The sequence below is a fragment of the Halosegnis sp. genome (assembly GCF_042216475.1).
GTDB lineage: Archaea > Halobacteriota > Halobacteria > Halobacteriales > Haloarculaceae > Halosegnis.
Map to the genome: position 1 here is coordinate 1 of NZ_JBDGTV010000020.1, position 15,626 is coordinate 15,626.

The 15,626-nt window shown below is 68.9% G+C and carries 17 protein-coding genes and 1 tRNA gene; 11 read left to right on the forward strand and 7 right to left on the reverse strand.

The features are described from left to right. Position 1 precedes the first annotated feature (1 nt). The 3 genes from ABEJ63_RS11600 to ABEJ63_RS11610 all read left to right on the forward strand — a co-directional run bounded on the left by ABEJ63_RS11600 (position 2) and on the right by ABEJ63_RS11610 (position 1,105). A tRNA-Arg gene (locus ABEJ63_RS11600) sits at positions 2-74 on the forward strand. Positions 75-135: 61 nt separating this feature from the next. Continuing rightward, positions 136-357 (forward strand): hypothetical protein, encoded by a 222-nt coding sequence (locus tag ABEJ63_RS11605; protein WP_375796536.1) that lies wholly within the window; start codon positions 136-138, stop codon positions 355-357. Positions 358-490: 133 nt separating this feature from the next. Beyond that, positions 491-1,105, forward strand: coding sequence for a DUF309 domain-containing protein (locus ABEJ63_RS11610; RefSeq protein ID WP_375796537.1), 615 nt, complete (start codon positions 491-493; stop codon positions 1,103-1,105). 43 nt (positions 1,106-1,148) lie between these two features. Here ABEJ63_RS11610 and ABEJ63_RS11615 read toward each other — a convergent pair whose 3' ends face one another. The 4 genes from ABEJ63_RS11615 to ABEJ63_RS11630 form a co-directional block, all read right to left on the reverse strand. Further along, the gene (locus tag ABEJ63_RS11615) at positions 1,149-1,781 is read right to left on the reverse strand and encodes a protein-L-isoaspartate(D-aspartate) O-methyltransferase (RefSeq protein ID WP_375796538.1); all 633 of its coding nucleotides are present in this window, start codon (positions 1,779-1,781) and stop codon (positions 1,149-1,151) included. A gap of 11 nt (positions 1,782-1,792) precedes the next feature. Then, positions 1,793-2,434: an HVO_0476 family zinc finger protein gene (locus tag ABEJ63_RS11620; protein ID WP_375796539.1), complete on the reverse strand. Its 642-nt coding sequence runs from the start codon at positions 2,432-2,434 to the stop codon at positions 1,793-1,795. Positions 2,435-2,524: 90 nt separating this feature from the next. Then, a complete protein-coding gene (locus tag ABEJ63_RS11625; protein WP_375796540.1) occupies positions 2,525-3,712 on the reverse strand; it encodes a PQQ-binding-like beta-propeller repeat protein in 1,188 nt (395 codons plus the stop codon). 78 nt (positions 3,713-3,790) lie between these two features. Continuing rightward, positions 3,791-4,738 carry an aminopeptidase gene (locus ABEJ63_RS11630; RefSeq protein ID WP_375796541.1) on the reverse strand — a complete coding sequence of 316 codons (948 nt, stop codon included), beginning with the start codon at positions 4,736-4,738 and terminating at the stop codon, positions 3,791-3,793. Positions 4,739-4,856: 118 nt separating this feature from the next. Between ABEJ63_RS11630 and ABEJ63_RS11635 the strand changes: the two genes are divergently transcribed. Together ABEJ63_RS11635 and ABEJ63_RS11640 are read left to right on the forward strand one after the other, a co-directional pair. Next, positions 4,857-5,885 carry a type II glyceraldehyde-3-phosphate dehydrogenase gene (locus ABEJ63_RS11635; RefSeq protein ID WP_375796542.1) on the forward strand — a complete coding sequence of 343 codons (1,029 nt, stop codon included), beginning with the start codon at positions 4,857-4,859 and terminating at the stop codon, positions 5,883-5,885. A gap of 92 nt (positions 5,886-5,977) precedes the next feature. Continuing rightward, a complete protein-coding gene (locus tag ABEJ63_RS11640; protein WP_375796543.1) occupies positions 5,978-6,358 on the forward strand; it encodes an Hsp20/alpha crystallin family protein in 381 nt (126 codons plus the stop codon). Positions 6,359-6,680: 322 nt separating this feature from the next. Here the strand turns inward: ABEJ63_RS11640 and ABEJ63_RS11645 are convergent, their stop codons facing one another. Together ABEJ63_RS11645 and ABEJ63_RS11650 are read right to left on the reverse strand one after the other, a co-directional pair. Next, the gene (locus ABEJ63_RS11645) at positions 6,681-7,544 is read right to left on the reverse strand and encodes a RimK family alpha-L-glutamate ligase (protein WP_375796544.1); all 864 of its coding nucleotides are present in this window, start codon (positions 7,542-7,544) and stop codon (positions 6,681-6,683) included. 47 nt (positions 7,545-7,591) lie between these two features. Then, a complete protein-coding gene (locus ABEJ63_RS11650) occupies positions 7,592-8,125 on the reverse strand; it encodes a 50S ribosomal protein L16 (protein ID WP_375796545.1) in 534 nt (177 codons plus the stop codon). Between the two features lie 629 nt (positions 8,126-8,754). Here ABEJ63_RS11650 and ABEJ63_RS11655 point away from each other — a divergent pair. Both ABEJ63_RS11655 and ABEJ63_RS11660 read left to right on the forward strand, forming a co-directional pair. Then, the gene (locus ABEJ63_RS11655; protein WP_375796546.1) at positions 8,755-9,738 is read left to right on the forward strand and encodes a glutathione S-transferase family protein; all 984 of its coding nucleotides are present in this window, start codon (positions 8,755-8,757) and stop codon (positions 9,736-9,738) included. A 67-nt stretch (positions 9,739-9,805) separates the two neighbouring features. Further along, positions 9,806-9,952: a hypothetical protein gene (locus ABEJ63_RS11660; protein ID WP_375796547.1), complete on the forward strand. Its 147-nt coding sequence runs from the start codon at positions 9,806-9,808 to the stop codon at positions 9,950-9,952. On the opposite strand, the gene ABEJ63_RS11665 is transcribed toward ABEJ63_RS11660, so the two are convergent. Further along, entirely contained in the window at positions 9,925-11,154 is a 1,230-nt protein-coding gene (locus tag ABEJ63_RS11665; RefSeq protein WP_375796548.1) for a PQQ-binding-like beta-propeller repeat protein, read from the reverse strand. The genes ABEJ63_RS11660 and ABEJ63_RS11665 overlap by 28 nt on opposite strands. Before the next feature lie 90 nt (positions 11,155-11,244). On the opposite strand from ABEJ63_RS11665, the gene ABEJ63_RS11670 reads away from it, so the two are divergent. The 4 genes from ABEJ63_RS11670 to ABEJ63_RS11685 are packed head-to-tail and all read left to right on the forward strand — an operon-like array spanning position 11,245 to position 15,572. Beyond that, positions 11,245-12,312, forward strand: coding sequence for a fe2+ transport protein (locus ABEJ63_RS11670; protein ID WP_375796549.1), 1,068 nt, complete (start codon positions 11,245-11,247; stop codon positions 12,310-12,312). Then, positions 12,312-13,226 carry a hypothetical protein gene (locus tag ABEJ63_RS11675; protein ID WP_375796550.1) on the forward strand — a complete coding sequence of 305 codons (915 nt, stop codon included), beginning with the start codon at positions 12,312-12,314 and terminating at the stop codon, positions 13,224-13,226. The genes ABEJ63_RS11670 and ABEJ63_RS11675 overlap by 1 nt, the downstream gene beginning before the upstream one ends. Before the next feature lie 43 nt (positions 13,227-13,269). Next, positions 13,270-14,301 (forward strand): hypothetical protein, encoded by a 1,032-nt coding sequence (locus ABEJ63_RS11680; RefSeq protein ID WP_375796551.1) that lies wholly within the window; start codon positions 13,270-13,272, stop codon positions 14,299-14,301. Beyond that, a complete protein-coding gene (locus ABEJ63_RS11685) occupies positions 14,298-15,572 on the forward strand; it encodes a Tat pathway signal protein (protein WP_375796552.1) in 1,275 nt (424 codons plus the stop codon). Before ABEJ63_RS11680 ends, ABEJ63_RS11685 begins: the two co-directional genes overlap by 4 nt. Positions 15,573-15,626: the final 54 nt, after the last annotated feature.

Here is a 15,626-nt window from a genome sequence, read left to right on the forward strand (position 1 = left end):
AGTCCGGTTAGGGTAGTGGACTATCCTCTTGGCTTGCGGAGCCAGGGACCAGCGTTCAAATCGCTGACCGGACGTTCTCTGAGGGCTATCGGCGAGCGTCGGCACCATCAAGACACCTGGCCTCGAATCCCCGGTATGCTGCTTCAGCTTCCCGGGCCAGACCTCGGCGTCGAGTTCGTCCTGCTCAACCTGCTCGTCGCCGTCGTTGTCGGGTATTTCACCTACCGGAACGCCGAGAGCCGCGGCGCGAACGGGCCGCTGTGGGGCGGTGTGATGGCCGCTGCCTCCTTTTTCCTCTCACTGGTCGGCTTCCTGCTTGCCTTCCTCGTCTACTATCTGGTCGTCATCCGAGACTGACACGTAGCAAGCGGAAGCCCACCCCGTCAGGCGTGGGAGGATGTCAAACAGAGCGCGCGGAGGTTCACTGCTGCAGCGGTGGGCGGAGGGCAACGACCGGGCTCGTTTTGCGCCTCCGGCCGTTCTCTCCGATATGGACGTGCCGCTTGAGGCGCGGCTCACCGCCGGGATGGCCGTCTTCAACGCCGGCCACTACCACGCGGCACACGACGCCTGGGAGCCACCCTACCGCGAGGCGACCGGCGAGCGGCGCGACTTCCTGCAAGGCCTCATCCAGTACGCCGCGGCCGTCCACCACGTCGAGACAGACAACCGCGAGGGGGCACAGGGGCTCGCCGAGAGCGCCCTCGCGTATCTCGATGACGTCGACCCCCGTGGGCTTGCCCTCGAACCGGTACGAGCGTGGCTGCGGGCCTGCCGCGGCGAGTACGACACCGTCGCCGGCGAGCAGCCGCCACCGCTGGTGCGGGACGGGACCCAGCCGGCACTCGCAACGCTCGAGTACCCCGCAGCGGCCGTCGCGGCGCCGCTCGTCGCCGACGCGACCGGCCACGACGCCGAGTTGCTCGCGACGGCTGCCGAATACGCGCTTGCGGACCTTGCAGCAGCAGAGGTGGGCAGCCCGTTCGTCACGCTCGTGTTGGACTTTCTCGCGGGCGAACACCGCGCGATCATTCTCGAACGGCTGGCCCAGCACGTCCAGCGTCGGCAGGCCCGCGAGGCGGACGTCGAGGGGCTGTTCGACTGACACGGAGCGAGCGGACGCCTATCCCTTCAGGGGTAGAAGGATGTCAATGGTCGCCCAGCAGTGGGACGAACCGGACGCCGCCATGGTCAGTCCGCTCGCGGATGCCGTCCGAGCCGACTGTAAGCCGGACGAGTCGCTGGACTCGGTCGCCGACGGGCGCCACTAAGACACCCCCCGGTCGCACCTGCTCGACGAGCGGGTCGGGCACCTCACGGGCGGCACAGGTGAGATAGCAGGCGTCGTAGGGGGCGTGCTCGGGCCACCCCTCGCGGCCGTCGCCGACCCGCACCCGGACGGTCTCGTAGCCAAGCGTCGCCAGCCGCTCGCGGGCCTGACGGGCCAGCCGCTCGTGGTACTCGACGGAGGAGACCGTCTCGCAGAGTTCGGCGGTGACGGCAGCGTGGTAGCCACACCCCGTCCCGATCTCGAGCACGCGGTCCGATGGTGAGAGTTCGAGCAGGTCACACATCACCGCGACCATGTGCGGCGCGGAGATGGTCTGGCCCTCGCCGATCGGGAGCGGCCGGTCAGCGTAGGCATCCGCCGCCCGCTCATCGGGGACGAAGGCGTGGCGCGGCACCGACCGCACGGCCGAGAGCACGCGCTCGCTGGCGTCGGTGCGACGCCGGAGCCGGTCGACAAGCCGGTCGCGCTCGCTGGCCCGGTCGTCGGTCATACGTCAAGCGACTACCAGGCCGACCACGCGGTCGTGCGCTCGTCACGGGCGTACACCCGCTTGAGGTCCTTCGCGAGCGCCGCATCGCCAGTGTAGTCGAACTGCTGTCGCTCGTATCCGGCGGCGTCGTCGCGGACGACCAGCCCCTCGACGGTGAACTCCTCGTCGCCGTACGTTACCGTCTCGTCGACGGTGAATTGCTCGTCACCGGGGACCCGCAGCGTCACCGAGCGAGTCTCCTCGCGGGTGCCGTCCTGCGGGTGGAGCGTCACGTCGACAGCGACGTTGCCGACCGCACGGGTCCACACCGTCTCTGTCTCGTCGAACGTTGCCGACTCCGGGCGGCCGTCGGCCGTCTCGATCGAGGTGACCCGCACCTGTAACAGCGCCTCCGGCGCATCCAGCAGAAACTCGTCGCCGACAGCCAACGGCTCGTCAGGGGCCGCCTCGTGACGGGCGGTGAACGACTCGCCATCTTGCGAGACGACGACCCGGCGGTCGACCGTCTCCTCGACCGGTAACGACTCCTTGTGCGTGTGGCCACACTCGCCACAGCGGACCGTGGCGGGGTCACCGTCTTTCAGTACCTCGTGGGCGGTGGGCGCGTCCGGCGAACACGACGGACACGCCAGCGCGACGCGAGCGTTGCTCATTACCCGTTCTTCCGTGCGCGCGCACTAAAGCGCGTGGACCGGCGGCCGTCGCCCTCCGCCCCATTCAGGGGCGCTGCCACTCGCTCCGTGTCAGGGCGGCCGGTATGCGGTCACCGACCCGTCTCCGGCGGCGTAGACGATATCGTCCACGACGGCCACGCGCTCGCCAACACCGGCATGTGTCCACAGCGGCGTCCCGTCCGCCCGGTCGAGCGCCCGGAGTCCCGCGTCGGTCGGGACGAGCACCGTCTCGCGGGCAGCGACGGGCCGACCAGTCACTATCGCGTCGAATGCGGCCGTCCACCCGACTGTCCCGTCGGCTCCGAGGGCGAACACGCTCGGCTCGTCGTCGGCGTTGGCGGTGTAGTAGACCCGGCTACCGTCGCCGGCGAGCAGGCCGCCGCCAGCCTCGCCGCCCGGCGCGGTGGCCTGTGACCAGCCGTCGCCGTCGTCCACGGGCGTCGCGCGGACGTTCCCGAAGAAGGCGTCGGCGGCGTACACCGTCCCGTCGCGGGCGAACTGCTCGGCAGGGAAGTCCGCGCCGCTCCGCGGCGGCTCGCCGAGGCGCTCGCCGGTCGCGGCGTCGAGCTGCCAGAACCGGCTGTCGTGAGTGCCACTCGACACGAACACACGACCGCTACCGGCGAACAACGGCGGCCGCCACGGCTCCCCGAGATCGGTCCGCCACTGCTCGCGTCCGTCAGGCGAGAGAGCGACCACCGTCGGTGGGTCGCCGTCGGCCAGCCAGTAGATACCCGCCGTCGTGACGAGCAGAGCCGCCCGGTCAGGCGTCTCGACACGCCATTGCTCGGTGCCGGCCGTGTCGAGTGCCACCACCGCCCCGTCGACCGGGACGACGACCTGGTCTGTGCGACACCAGGGGGAACCAGCACCGGCTCCGACGGGCGTCTGCCACCGGCGATCACCGGTGCGGGCATCCAGCGCGTGAACAGCGCCGTCGGCACTGGCGTAGACGGTCGCGTCGGCGAACACCGGCGCGGTCGGTGCCGGCAGCGAGACGGTCCACAACTCCGCCACAGGGTCGGTCGGACCGGCCGCGGTCGTGCCGTTGCTCAGCCCGGCGTCGTGTGCGGGCGCCGGCCACGTCGTCCCGAACTCGGCTGGCGCCACTGGTGTCGCGGTGGACGTCGGCGTGCTCGACTCGGTCGAGGGTGGACTCGATTGGGTCGCTGTCGTCTCCGGCCGGTCGGCGACACAGCCACCGAGGGCCAACGCGCCGAGCGACGCGAGCAGCCCGCGTCTGGAGGGCTCGGACATATCGGTGGGTGTGGGCGTCCGGGTAAGTGTTTTCTCGAGACGTCAGGGCGCGTCGAAGTCACCGCACGCGGGCCGTCGCTACGATTCGACGGTCGGGAGCGGCACCTCGACACCGTCGGCGTACACGGTCGGGTCGGTGAGCACGCCGTCCGAGTGGATGGGTGCATCCGTGTCACCGCCAATCGAGGCATCGTCACCGATTGCGATGTGGACCGTCCCGCCGGCCTTCTCGTCGAGCAGCACCGACCCGGCCAGCTCTGTGACGGCGATGTTCGTCCCGATGCCCAGCTCCGCGAGATTGTAGGCGGCCTGACCGGCCTCCTCGGCGGCGGTCTCGAACTCGGCGGCCACCTCCGGGTCGGAGATCTCGGTGACAAAGCCCTCCTCGACGGTCATCGTTATCTCGTGGTCGAGCCGGCCGTGGGGACTCATCGTCCCGTCGACGACGAACTGGCCGTCGGCGGTTGCCGGCGAGATGAACACCTCGCCCGCCGGAAGGTTCGAGAAGTCGCCGGCGTCGTGGATGATGCCGGTATCCTCGTGCCACGCGCGGTCCGCGAGCCCGAATGTGATGTCGGTCCCCTGCGGGCTGGTCACACGGATCTCGTCGGCATCGCCCACCTGCTCGAGCATGCGCGTGCACTCGGCGGCGATGGCCTCGTAGTCGGCATCGAGGCCGGCCTGAAACACCGCCTCGGTGATGCCCGGCAGCGTCGCGCCGCGGGCACCCGCCTCGCAGGCGGCCGACCGGGCACGCGTGTGCGAGAGCGATTTCGTCGTCGGCGCGAGGAAGGTGTCGGCCGCGCGCATCGCCGCGGCGACATGCGCGGGCGGCTCCTCGGCGTGCTGCTCGCGTGGCGGCATCTGGAGCAGCGTCGCATCGTCGGTCACGTCGCTCGCGGCCGTGTACAGCGCGCGACCAATCGGCTCGCGGGCGTCGTCGGTGACGACGACACACGACTCGTCGGACGTAAGCGCCAGACACTGCTCGATGGCGGTCCGGGCAGGCGCGGCGAGAGTTGACATACTCGACGGTCGGTCGGCACCGGATTAGGTCTTGTCGTCGCGGCTGGGACTCACACGCGAGTAAACCCCCACAGAGCGGCCTCGAAACGGTTTTGCCGGGGCCACCGCGAGTGCCGGTATGATTCAGGTCGCGGTCAACGGCTACGGCACCATCGGCAAGCGAGTCGCGGATGCGGTGACCGCACAACCCGACATGGAGCTGGTCGGCGTCGCCAAGACGAGTCCGAACCACGAGGCAGAGACAGCAGTCGAACGAGGGTACCCACTCTACGCCGCCGTCGCTGACCGGCGTCCCCTGTTCGACGAGGCGGGCATCGACGTTGCCGGACCGGTCGAGACGCTCGTCGAACAGGCGGACATCGTCGTCGACGCGACACCCTCGGGGATTGGCGCGGAGAACAAGTCGATGTACGATGCCCACGACACGCCCGCGCTGTACCAGGGTGGCGAGGCCGCAGACCTCGTCGACGCCAGCTTCAACGCGCGGGCGAATTACGCCGAGGCAGAGGCTGCCGATCACGTCCGGGTCGTCTCGTGTAACACGACCGGCCTGTCGCGGCTGCTCGCGCCGCTCCAGGAGGCATACGGCGTCAAGAAGGCCCGTGTCACGCTCGTCCGGCGGGGCGGTGACCCCGGCCAGACCGGGCGTGGCCCTATCGACGACATCCTCCCGGACCCGGTGACGCTCCCCTCCCATCATGGCCCGGACGTGAACACCATCTTCCCCGATGTGAACATCGACACGCTCGGACTGAAGGTGCCCGCGACGCTGATGCACACCCACTCGGTGAACATCCAACTGCAGGAGACCCCCGACGCCGACGCGGTCCGGGACCGACTGGCCGATGAAGACCGGCTGTTCCTCATCCCCCCGGAGTACGATATCGACGGCGCGGGCAAGCTCAAGGAGTTCGCGATGGATCGCGGCCGGCCACGGGCGGATATCTGGGAGAACTGCATCTGGAGGGAATCCATCTCCATCGAGGACGACGATCTCTATCTGTTCCAGGCCATCCACCAGGAATCGGACGTGGTACCGGAGAACGTGGACGCGATCCGCGCCGTGCTCGGGACCGCCGACCGCGCCGAGTCGATGGCCCGAACCGACGAGGCGCTCGGCGTCGGCTTCCAGCGAACCCACGACTGACACGAACAAAACGAGCGGGCGCTGGCTCCGTCAGCCGTCGGCAAATAGACGGGGTCAGAAGGCTTTTCGGTCGAACCGCCGTATCCTGTCGTATGCGTAGGGACGACCGCGACGACCCCTTCGACGATATCTTCCGCGAGATTGAACGGATGATGGAGGAGATGACGGGCGGTGACGTGAACATCAGCGCCGACGCCGGCTTTGGCGAAGACGCCCACTTCACTGTCCACGAGGAGCCGGACCACCTCCGGGTCATCGGCGACCTGCCCGGCATCGAACAGGACGACATCGACATCAAGTGTGACGGTCGCACGCTCACAGTGACCGCCCGCTCTGACCACCGCTCGTACGAAGAGCGACTCGATCTCCCTGCCCGCGTCGACGAACACACCGCCACGGCGTCGTTCAACAACGGCATTCTCGAGGTAACACTCGAGCGCGTCGACGACTCCGCCGATATCAACGTCCGGTAGCCCAGCCCGGCATCTCCGCGCTCTGACGGTCGTCGGACTGGTTTTCTGTGACAAGGAACGACCGTGTTTGACTGCTGTTGCTTCCGCCGAGCGTGGCAGAGCGAAAGGCTTGCGCCCTGTCAACTGCAGCCTCACCCATCGAGCGACGCTCGTCCAGAGCGAGCGCCCCATGATGGCAGGCCCGAGCGGGCCGCGCACAGCAGTCCCGCGCGAAAGCCCACCCCTCAGAGGTGGAGAGAACGCGCCTGCTCCATGGCCGACCGCGGTCGTGGAAGGGGGTGACCGCTGCCGCGGTGAACGCGGAGACACCTCGCCACGGGAATCAGGCCCGCGACCGGATGAGCGCTGCCAGCCGGTCGTAGAACCCTGACTCGTACTTCGTTGCTGTATCGACCGTCGGGCGGGCATTCGTCTCGGTGACCACGGCCCGCTCGTCGGTCACGAGTAGGTCGACGCCGAGCCAGTCGACGCCGAGCGCGTCGGCAGCCTGCTCGGCGAGCCTCCGGAGGTCGGCATCGAGAGAGACACCCGTCGCCTCGGCACCGCGGTGGACGTTGTGTTTCCAGCGCCCCTCTGCGAGCGCGTCCGCCGGGAGGCGTCGCTCGACGGCGCCGACATACTCGCCGTCGACGGTCATCACGCGGTAGTCACGCGCCTCCGCGAGGAACTCCTGGAGGAGATACGAGCGGTCGCCGGTCGCGCGGTAGTCGTGGACCAGATCGAGGTAGTCGGCAACACCGAGGAAGGAGTCGAGATCCGACACCTTCGCGATGCCGGTGCCGCGGGTCGTCGAGTTCGGCTTCACGACAACCGGTGGGTCGAACCGCTGGAAGGCCGTCCGGAGCGCCGACTCGTCGACGGGATTGGAGACGAGCGTGGAGCGTGGCGTCGGCACGCCCGCACGGGCTAACCGCGCGAGCGCGCCGGCCTTGTTGCGCGAGCGTAACACCGCCTCCCGGTCGTTCACCCACGGGACCGCAAGCATCGCGTCCGCGACACCGCCCTCCATCAGCCGCGAGGGATAGACGAACCCGACATCGAACGCACCGAGATCAGCGTCGAGCCGGAGCGTCCGGCTGCTCGTCGGGACGTGCTCGGCGTGGATACCCCGTTCGGCGAGCGGCGCCCGAATCCGCGAGAGCGTCTCGGCATCCGTCGCCACGGCGAGCCGAAGGTCGTCACTCACGGCAGACTGTGTACACGGAGAGGATATGAAGCCCGCGCTCGGCGCCGTCAGGAGACGAGCAGCGCTTCGCCGCGCTCGACCTTGATGCGGCAGGGCGGCGTCACCTTGTTGTAGGCGCGCCGGAACGCGTCCTTCACGAGGTCGGCGTCCTCGGGGTGACACCACGCGGTGAACAGTCGCTCGCCGGCCTGGATCCGGGCGGCGGTGCCGACGATCTTCCCGAATGCAGCGCGCATCCCGTCGGAGACACGGTCGGCGCCCGCACCGGTCGCCTGTTTGTTCTCTCGGAGCACCTGGTGGGGGAACTTCCGGAGAATCATCTTGTAGTCACCGTCCTCGCCGAGCTCCTTCAGCAGCCGGCGGTTGGCCGACAGCCGCGAGGCCTCCAGCGAGCCGTGGCGAATCTGGACCGTCTCCTCGACGACGAGACTGATCTGGACCTCGTACTCGTCTTCGTCCTTCTCCGTGCGGCCCATCTTGTACTGGGCAATCTTCGAGCCGGGAATGCCAGTGATGTACTCGCGACGGGTGTACGCCGGCTTGTCGATGTCCCGGTACATCGACGCGGGCTTGTCACTCATAGTAGCGTGAACGACGCCGAGCACGCATTTGAAGCCTTCGAAGCCGCCGTCCGGCCGGTGACATCGGTGCCGCCGGCAGTTTGACATCCTCCTTCGGGTAAACGCGGCGGACTCCCGAGCGGTGGGCGTGTCAGGTGTGCAGTCCACTCACCGGACGACCAGTCCGTTCGGGCGCGGGGAATCCCACAGTCTCGGACTGGTGGACTGCTGGCGGTGCCAAGCCGCCGGTACCCCTATCCTCGACCGTGTTTTGTCGTCCCGGTGGTGTTTGTGCCACGGGGACGCCAGCAGGTGTCAGCGGACTTGGGGGTATCGTCTGGGTCGCTGTGAGTAATCGGCACATGGGCACACCCTTCGAGGATGTGACGTTCACCGACCACTCTTTCGGATACTGTCTCATTGCGTGGGTGGACGGGCCACCTCCGACGGACGGGTCGGAATCCGCTCCGTTCCGACCAATTCCTCCCTACTGATCGGGGTTCCTGTCGCTTCAACGCCAGTCTGCTGACACGCAGCGTGCTGTCGACCGTGGATACGGTCCCCAAGTGACGGCGCGTATCCACGCCCTGAAGGCCGTGGTATTACGCTTGTTCAACTTATAAACGTCTCAATCCCGTAGGACCGACACGATGGTCAACATGTATGTCGACGGCGAGTGGCGCACGGACGCCTACGAGTCGACCGACGAGGACGGCGAGTTCGACCGCCAATCAACGACGTTCCGCGACAGGGTCGGAACCGACGCGTTCCCGGCCGAGAGCGACCGCTATCACCTCTACATCTCGCGGGCGTGCCCATGGGCGCACGGCGCCGCGATGGTGCGGTCGCTGATGGGACTCGAGGACGCCATCTCGATGGATATCGTCGACCCGTACCGCGACGAGCGTGGCTGGCAGTTCACCCCAGAAAAAGACGACTGCACGCCCGATACGGTGACCGGCGCCGCGTATCTCGGCGAGGTCTACGTCGCCGCCGATCCTGACTACACCGGCCGCGTGACGGTGCCCGTGCTCTGGGACACGGAGACGGACACCATCGTCAACAACGAGTCCATCGAGATCATGCGACAGCTGTCGACGGCCTTCGAGGGGAACGGTGTCGATCTGTATCCCGAGGGCCTGCGCGCGGAGATCGACGAGGTCGTCGACGCCATCTACGACCCGATCAACAACGGCGTCTACCGGGCGGGCTTCGCAGGTACCCAGAAGGCCTACGAACAGGCCGTCGCCGACCTGTTCGACGCACTCGACCACTGGGACGAGGTCCTGGCCGACCAGCGATATCTCGTCGGGGAGCGGCTCACGCTCGCCGACCTCCGGATGTTCGCCACGCTGGTCCGGTTCGACCACGTCTACCACACCCATTTCAAGTGCAATCGCCAGCTGATCAGCCAGTACGACAACCTCTGGCCGTACGTGCGCGACGTCTACCAGACGCCCGGCATCGCCGAGACGGTGAACATGGCTCACATCAAAGAGCACTACTACACCACCCACACGGACATCAACCCGACCGGGTTCGTCGCCGTCGGCCCCGACCTCGACTTCGGGGCCGACCACGACCGTGCAGACCTGCCCGGCGAGCCGCCGGCGCCGCTGGTCCGGACAGCCTGAGGCCAGCCACGCGGGGCCCGGCACCGCCGATAGGCTTATGTCCGTGCCAGTCAGTCACACACACTGTATGGGAGACACGAAGCGAGGCCGTGAACGCAAAGGGCTGAAGAAGCGCGAGCAGCGGCGCAAACGCGAGATCGAGCGCGCAGCACAGCGCCGCGACGAAGAGCTCAGCTTCGAGGAGCTCTACGACGAGGCAGAACTCGATATCTGAGCGGTCAACGCGACGACCGTCCCGTCGCCGTATAGTACGTACACTTCCTGTCGGCCGTCACCGTCCGTGTCCGCCAGCGTCGCGTGTGTGTAGACGGCCGCATCCCGGTGGTACGTCGCCAAGACCGACCCGTCCGTGTCGACGACGGCCACCCGACCGTCGTTCGTGACGGCGACGAGCTCGGGCGTCCCATCACCGGTCACGTCGCCCGCGACCGGCGGCGGCGTCATCTGTGTGTCGGCGGCGGTGAGATCGCGCGTCCACGCGACCGAGCCGTCGCTGCCCTCGAGCGCGAACAGCGTCCCCGTCTGGTTCGTGGCATACACGCGGGCCCCGGCCGCGCTGGCAACAGAATCGCCGACGGCGGCGTACGCACCCAGCGACCGGGTCCACTCGACAGTCCCTGCGCGACCGTCAAGCGCCGTGACGACGCCCGTAGGGCTGGCGGCGAGGAACTCGCGGGGCTCGTCAGTGTCGATATTACCGGCCCCCGACCATGTGACCGCACCCGACACGGCCGTCGTCCACGCGACCCGGCCCCGGGCATCGAACGCGACGACTGTCTCGTTGCCGAGCCCGACGACCGTCTCTGGGCCGCCGTCGGCGTCGAAATCCCCGACCGACGGCGCCGACCACGAGTAGGCAGCAAGTGGCCGACGCCACGCCGTCGAACCGTCCGGCGCCACGACCGCGAGCGTCCCGTCGATGTCGGTGACGACGAGATCGGCAGCGCCGTCGCCGGTGGCATCTGCGACGACCGGCCGCGTGTACCCGTAGTTGGCCAGCGGGTAGCCGAACAGCCGCTCGCCCGATAGTGGGTCGTAGGCGACGGCCTCGCGCTCGGTCGAGGTCACGAGCAGCTCCGGCGTCTCGTCGCCGAGGAAGTCCGCGAGCGCGGGATCGGCCACCGCGTGGATAGTGCACGCGTCCGTCGGGACAGGCGCGGTCCACCGCTGGTTGCCCGCGCCGTCGAGCACGAGCAGCTTACACCCCACCTCACCGGAACGGCCGCCGATCGGCACCGCGATGACGGCCTCGCCGTCGACGCGGCCGGCTGCGACCGCGTGATGGTTGCCCGCGACGCTGCTCTCGCCGGCCTGCCACTCCTCGACGAGGGTGACCGAGTCGCCGGCCGGCGTCAAGGTCCCGGCACAGCCGGCGAGGACGACCAGCAGCGCGAGCGCGACGACGGACGAGCGCATACCGCCGGTAGCCGCCCCGTGGGGAAAACCTCCGCGTCCGGCCGCCGCCCCGACCAGAACCGCTTTTCGCGCGCGCCGACAACGACAGATATGCGACGACGTGACGTACTCGCGGCTGCGGCCGGCGGCGTGGGGCTGCTTGCCGGCTGTAGCGGGGGCGCCGAGACCGACCCGGAAGCGGGAACGGCGACCGGGACAACGGGGCAATCAGGGGATCGCCCCGAGGGCGTCTACGTCCAGCCGTTCCGCGAGCAGATGGCGATGCAGGGCACCGCCGACGCCGGCGATCTCCGCGTCGCGTTGATGTACACCACCCCCCACCGGTTCTGGACGGTCACCGGCTCGGAACTGTCGAAGACGCCCAAGGACGGCAGCATCCACGGGATGGCCGTCGTCTGGGACCCCGAAACCGGGCGCGTGGTGCCGGAGACGGGCCTCTCGCTGGAGATAACGCGCGATGGCGACCTCGTCTCCCAGGAGGTTATCTACCCGATGCTGTCCCAGCGGATGGGCTACCACTACGGTGGCAACTTCGAGTTGGACGGCGACGGCACCTACACCGCGCAGGTGTCGGTTGGTGCGGTGCCCGACGGTGTGGCGCTGACCGGCGCCTACGCAGACCGGTTCAGCGAGCCCGCAAGCGCCGAACTTCCCCTCGAATTCACCGAAACCGAGCGAGAGAAGGTGGGCTCGGAGCCGCTGGACGCGGCAGGCGAGCCCGGCGCCATCCGGCCGATGGAGATGGGGTCGGTGCCGCAGGCGACCGCGCCCGCCCGGACTGCCCTCCCCGGCGAAGTGTTCGGCGCCCCGAACAGTGATGACGCACTGCTGGCGACAGGAGCGGTGACCGGCGACGCGGCCGCCCGGTTCAACGCTGACAGCTACCTGTACGTCTCCGCGCGGAGCCGCTACAACGGGCTCATCCTGCCGGCGATGGGGCTGGCAGCCACCATCCGCCGCGACGGCGAAACGCGGTTCAACGACGCGCTGACGCGGACGCTCGACCCCGAGCTAGGCTACCACTACGGCGCGCCTGTCGACAGCCTCGCGGCCGGCGACGAGATCAGCCTGTCCGTGTCCGTGCCACCACAGGTCGCCCGTCATGAGGGCTACGAGCGCGCGTTCATCGAGATGCCAGATGTGACGGTGACGGTCTGATGGGCCGGCTCGCGTTTGCCGTCTGCCTGCTCGTCGCCGTGGTCGCCGCGGCGAGCGTCCCCCTCCCCGTCGCCGCCCACGTGAACGACGTGAACGCCGACGGCCAGGTGTCTCCCGACGGGACGCTCGTCGTTGAGTCGGTGTTCACGGCCACCGACGGCTTCCTCGCGGTGCAGCTCGACGACGGCGGCGAGCCGGGGACCGTCGTCGGACAGACGCCCGTCGCCGCAGCCGACGGCTTCGTCACCGACGTGCGTGTGACCATCGACAGGGCAGCGTGGGCCGACTGGGAGACACAACGGGTCCACCTCGTCTTGCGACAGGACGACGGTGACGGCGCGTTCGAACCGAAGGAAGACCCCGTGGTCACCTCGTTCGGCCAGCCAGCCGAGGCGGTGGTGACGGTCGCCCGCGGCACGCGAGCGGTCGTCACGGCCCGGGGATTCGGCCCCCAGGAAACCGATAACGGCACCGTAACCGTCCGACAGGTCGCCATGCCGGTCGACGGCCGACTCGTCGTCGAGAACGCCACGAGCGGCCGCCAGTTGGGGAGCCGCACACTCGCGGCCGGCACCCACCGCAACGTCACCGTCGCCGTGACCGCGACCGGCGAGATCACCGCGCGGGCCGTCCTCCAGCGGCCAGACGGCGAGGGTGGCTTCGAGCCAGTCACAATCGATGGTGAGCCGGTGGCGACCCGCTTCAGCGTCCGGGCAGGGACACCGACGGAGACGGCCGCCAGCACCACCACGGCAAGCCCGACGGCGACACCGCCGCTCGTCAAGACGGCGACGGCAACGCCGAGTCCGGATCCGACCCCCGAGCCGACGGCCACCGACGGCCAGCCTGGGTTCACAGTCCTGCTCGCGCTGGGAGCCCTGCTCGTGGTGGCGGCCGTGAGGGCGCGACGGTAGCGACTACCAGAACCGCTTTTCCCGGCGAGCCACTACGATAGGTATGCGACGACGCGACCTTCTCCGTGCGGCCGGGCTCGGCGTCGCCGAGCTCGCCGGCTGCGCGGGGCTGGTCACGACGGAGTCGACCGGGGCACCGCCGGTGCTCGACGACCGGCCCGACGCCGTCTACTACCCGACGCACGTCGAGGGGATGCAGATGGTCGGGACGGCCGCCGCCGGCGACTATCAGGTGGGCCTCACCTACTCGTATCCTCACCGGTTCTGGAATGTCAACGGCCGACAGACGTCGCTCACCGAGGTCAAGCCAGCGGACGATGTCCATCTGATGGCGATGGTGTGGGACAGCCAGACGGGCCGTGTGCTCCCCGAGGCGGGCCTGTCCGTCGAACTCACGTGGAACGGTGACCTCGTCTCCCAGGAGGTCATCTATCCGATGTTGTCCCAGCCGATGGGCTTCCACTATGGGGCGAACTTCGGGCTGGACGGCGACGGCACCTACGACGTGGCCGTCTCCGTCGGCGGCGTCACCACCAGACGGACGGGCACGTACACCGACCGATTCGGCGAGCCCGCCAGCGCGAGCATCGCGTTCGACTACGCGACGAGCGAGCGCGATCAGATTCCCTACAGGCCGACGCCCGACCGGGCCGGCGAGCCTGGTGCCGTCGAGCCGATGGAGATGGAGATGCTGCCGACCGGAGTCGCACCCTCCCGCGACGCCTTGCCGGGCGTGCTCGGCACCGCCCGGACCGGCGACGCACAGCTCGTCGTCGGTGCGCTCGCAGAGCCGCCAGCCGGCGTCGACGGCGAGGGACGGTACCTGTACGTGTCCGCTCGCACCCCGTACAACCGGATGGTCATCCCCGCGATGGCGGTGGAGGCGGCGACGGCCGACTTCGAGGGCGCTCTGACGCGGACGCTCGACCCCGAGCTGGGCTACCACTACGGCGCGCCCGTCGATGCCATCGGTGAATCGGTACGAATCGAGCCGACGCTGCCGCCACAGACCGCCCGTCACGAGGGCTACGAGACTGCCTTCATGTCGTTCGAGCCGGTGGAGGTGGCAGCGTGACCCCGACGCGCCGGGACGTGCTGAAGGCGGCCGTCGCCACGGGCGGCGCAGCCGGGCTGTCGGCGTGTCTCGACGTCACGGGAGGGAGCGACCCACCGACAGGCAGCGATCCCGCCGCCCTCCCAGAGCGGCAGTTCGCGTGGAGCGACCGGGTCCGCCACGACGAACACGGCAACGAACAGTTGCCGCGCCACCAGATCCTGCTGTATCTGACGCTCACAGGGGATGGCCCGCCGACTGCGGCCGACCGCGAGCAGGTGGCGGCGGCGTTCGACGCGTTGACTCGCGCCTACGAGTGGAGCCACGAGGGAGTGCTGTGGTCGGTCGCATACTCGCCGGCGTACTTCGACCGGTTCGAGGCGTCGCTACCCGACACCGTCGACTGCCCGCCGCCACGCGCACTGTCGCCGTTCGAGACACCCGACTTCGACGAACAGGACATGCTCGTCCACCTGGCGAGCGACAACGCCGACGCCGTGCTCCAGGCCGAACAGGCGCTGCGCGGCACGCGCGAGGAGGCAAACGGCATCACGTTCGAGGCGTCGCTGGCTGGCGTCGCCTCACTGGCCGACGAGGCCGACCGCCGGACCGGCTTCGTCGGGGCGGGGATGCCCGCGGCCCGGCAGTCGGAACTCGAGGGGGTTCCCGACGACGGACCCGTTCCCGAGGCGAGCCCGCTGTTCATGGGCTTTACCGCCGGCTTCGCCGCGAATCAGGCCAGCGAGTCGTACGTCGCCATCGATGAGGCCCCATTCGCCGACGGAACGACCAAACACGTCGCGAACATCCGCCAGCGGCTGAGCGACTGGTATGGCGAACAGAACCACGAGGAACGGGTGGCAGAGATGTTCTCGCCCGAGCACGCACAGAAGGAGTGGGTCGAGGGCGTCGGTGAGAGCCTCGGTGCCAACTCTCGTGTGGACGAGACGCTCGACGACATCCGCGAGCAGGCGCGCGAATACGGCCGGGTCGGCCACGCACAGAAGGCCGCCCGCGCCAACCGCGACGAAGAGGGCAATGTGAAGCTGCTCCGCCGCCACTTCGAGTCGACAGACGACGACGTTGCCTCGCTACACTTCCCGTCGCTCCAGCAGCAGATGAGCGAGTTCGAGGCCGTCCGAACGGCGATGAACGGCACCGACATCACCGAGGCGACACCCGCGGTCCGACAGCGTGTCAACAACGGCATCCTCGAGTACATCTTCGTCGTCTCGCGGGGGAACTGGCTCGTCCCGCCGCGGTCGAAACTGGCGCTGCCGCGACCGCGGTGACTGCCGCCCCGACGTGAACGGCAAGCGGCGCTCCACACAGGCGTATGGCCGTCG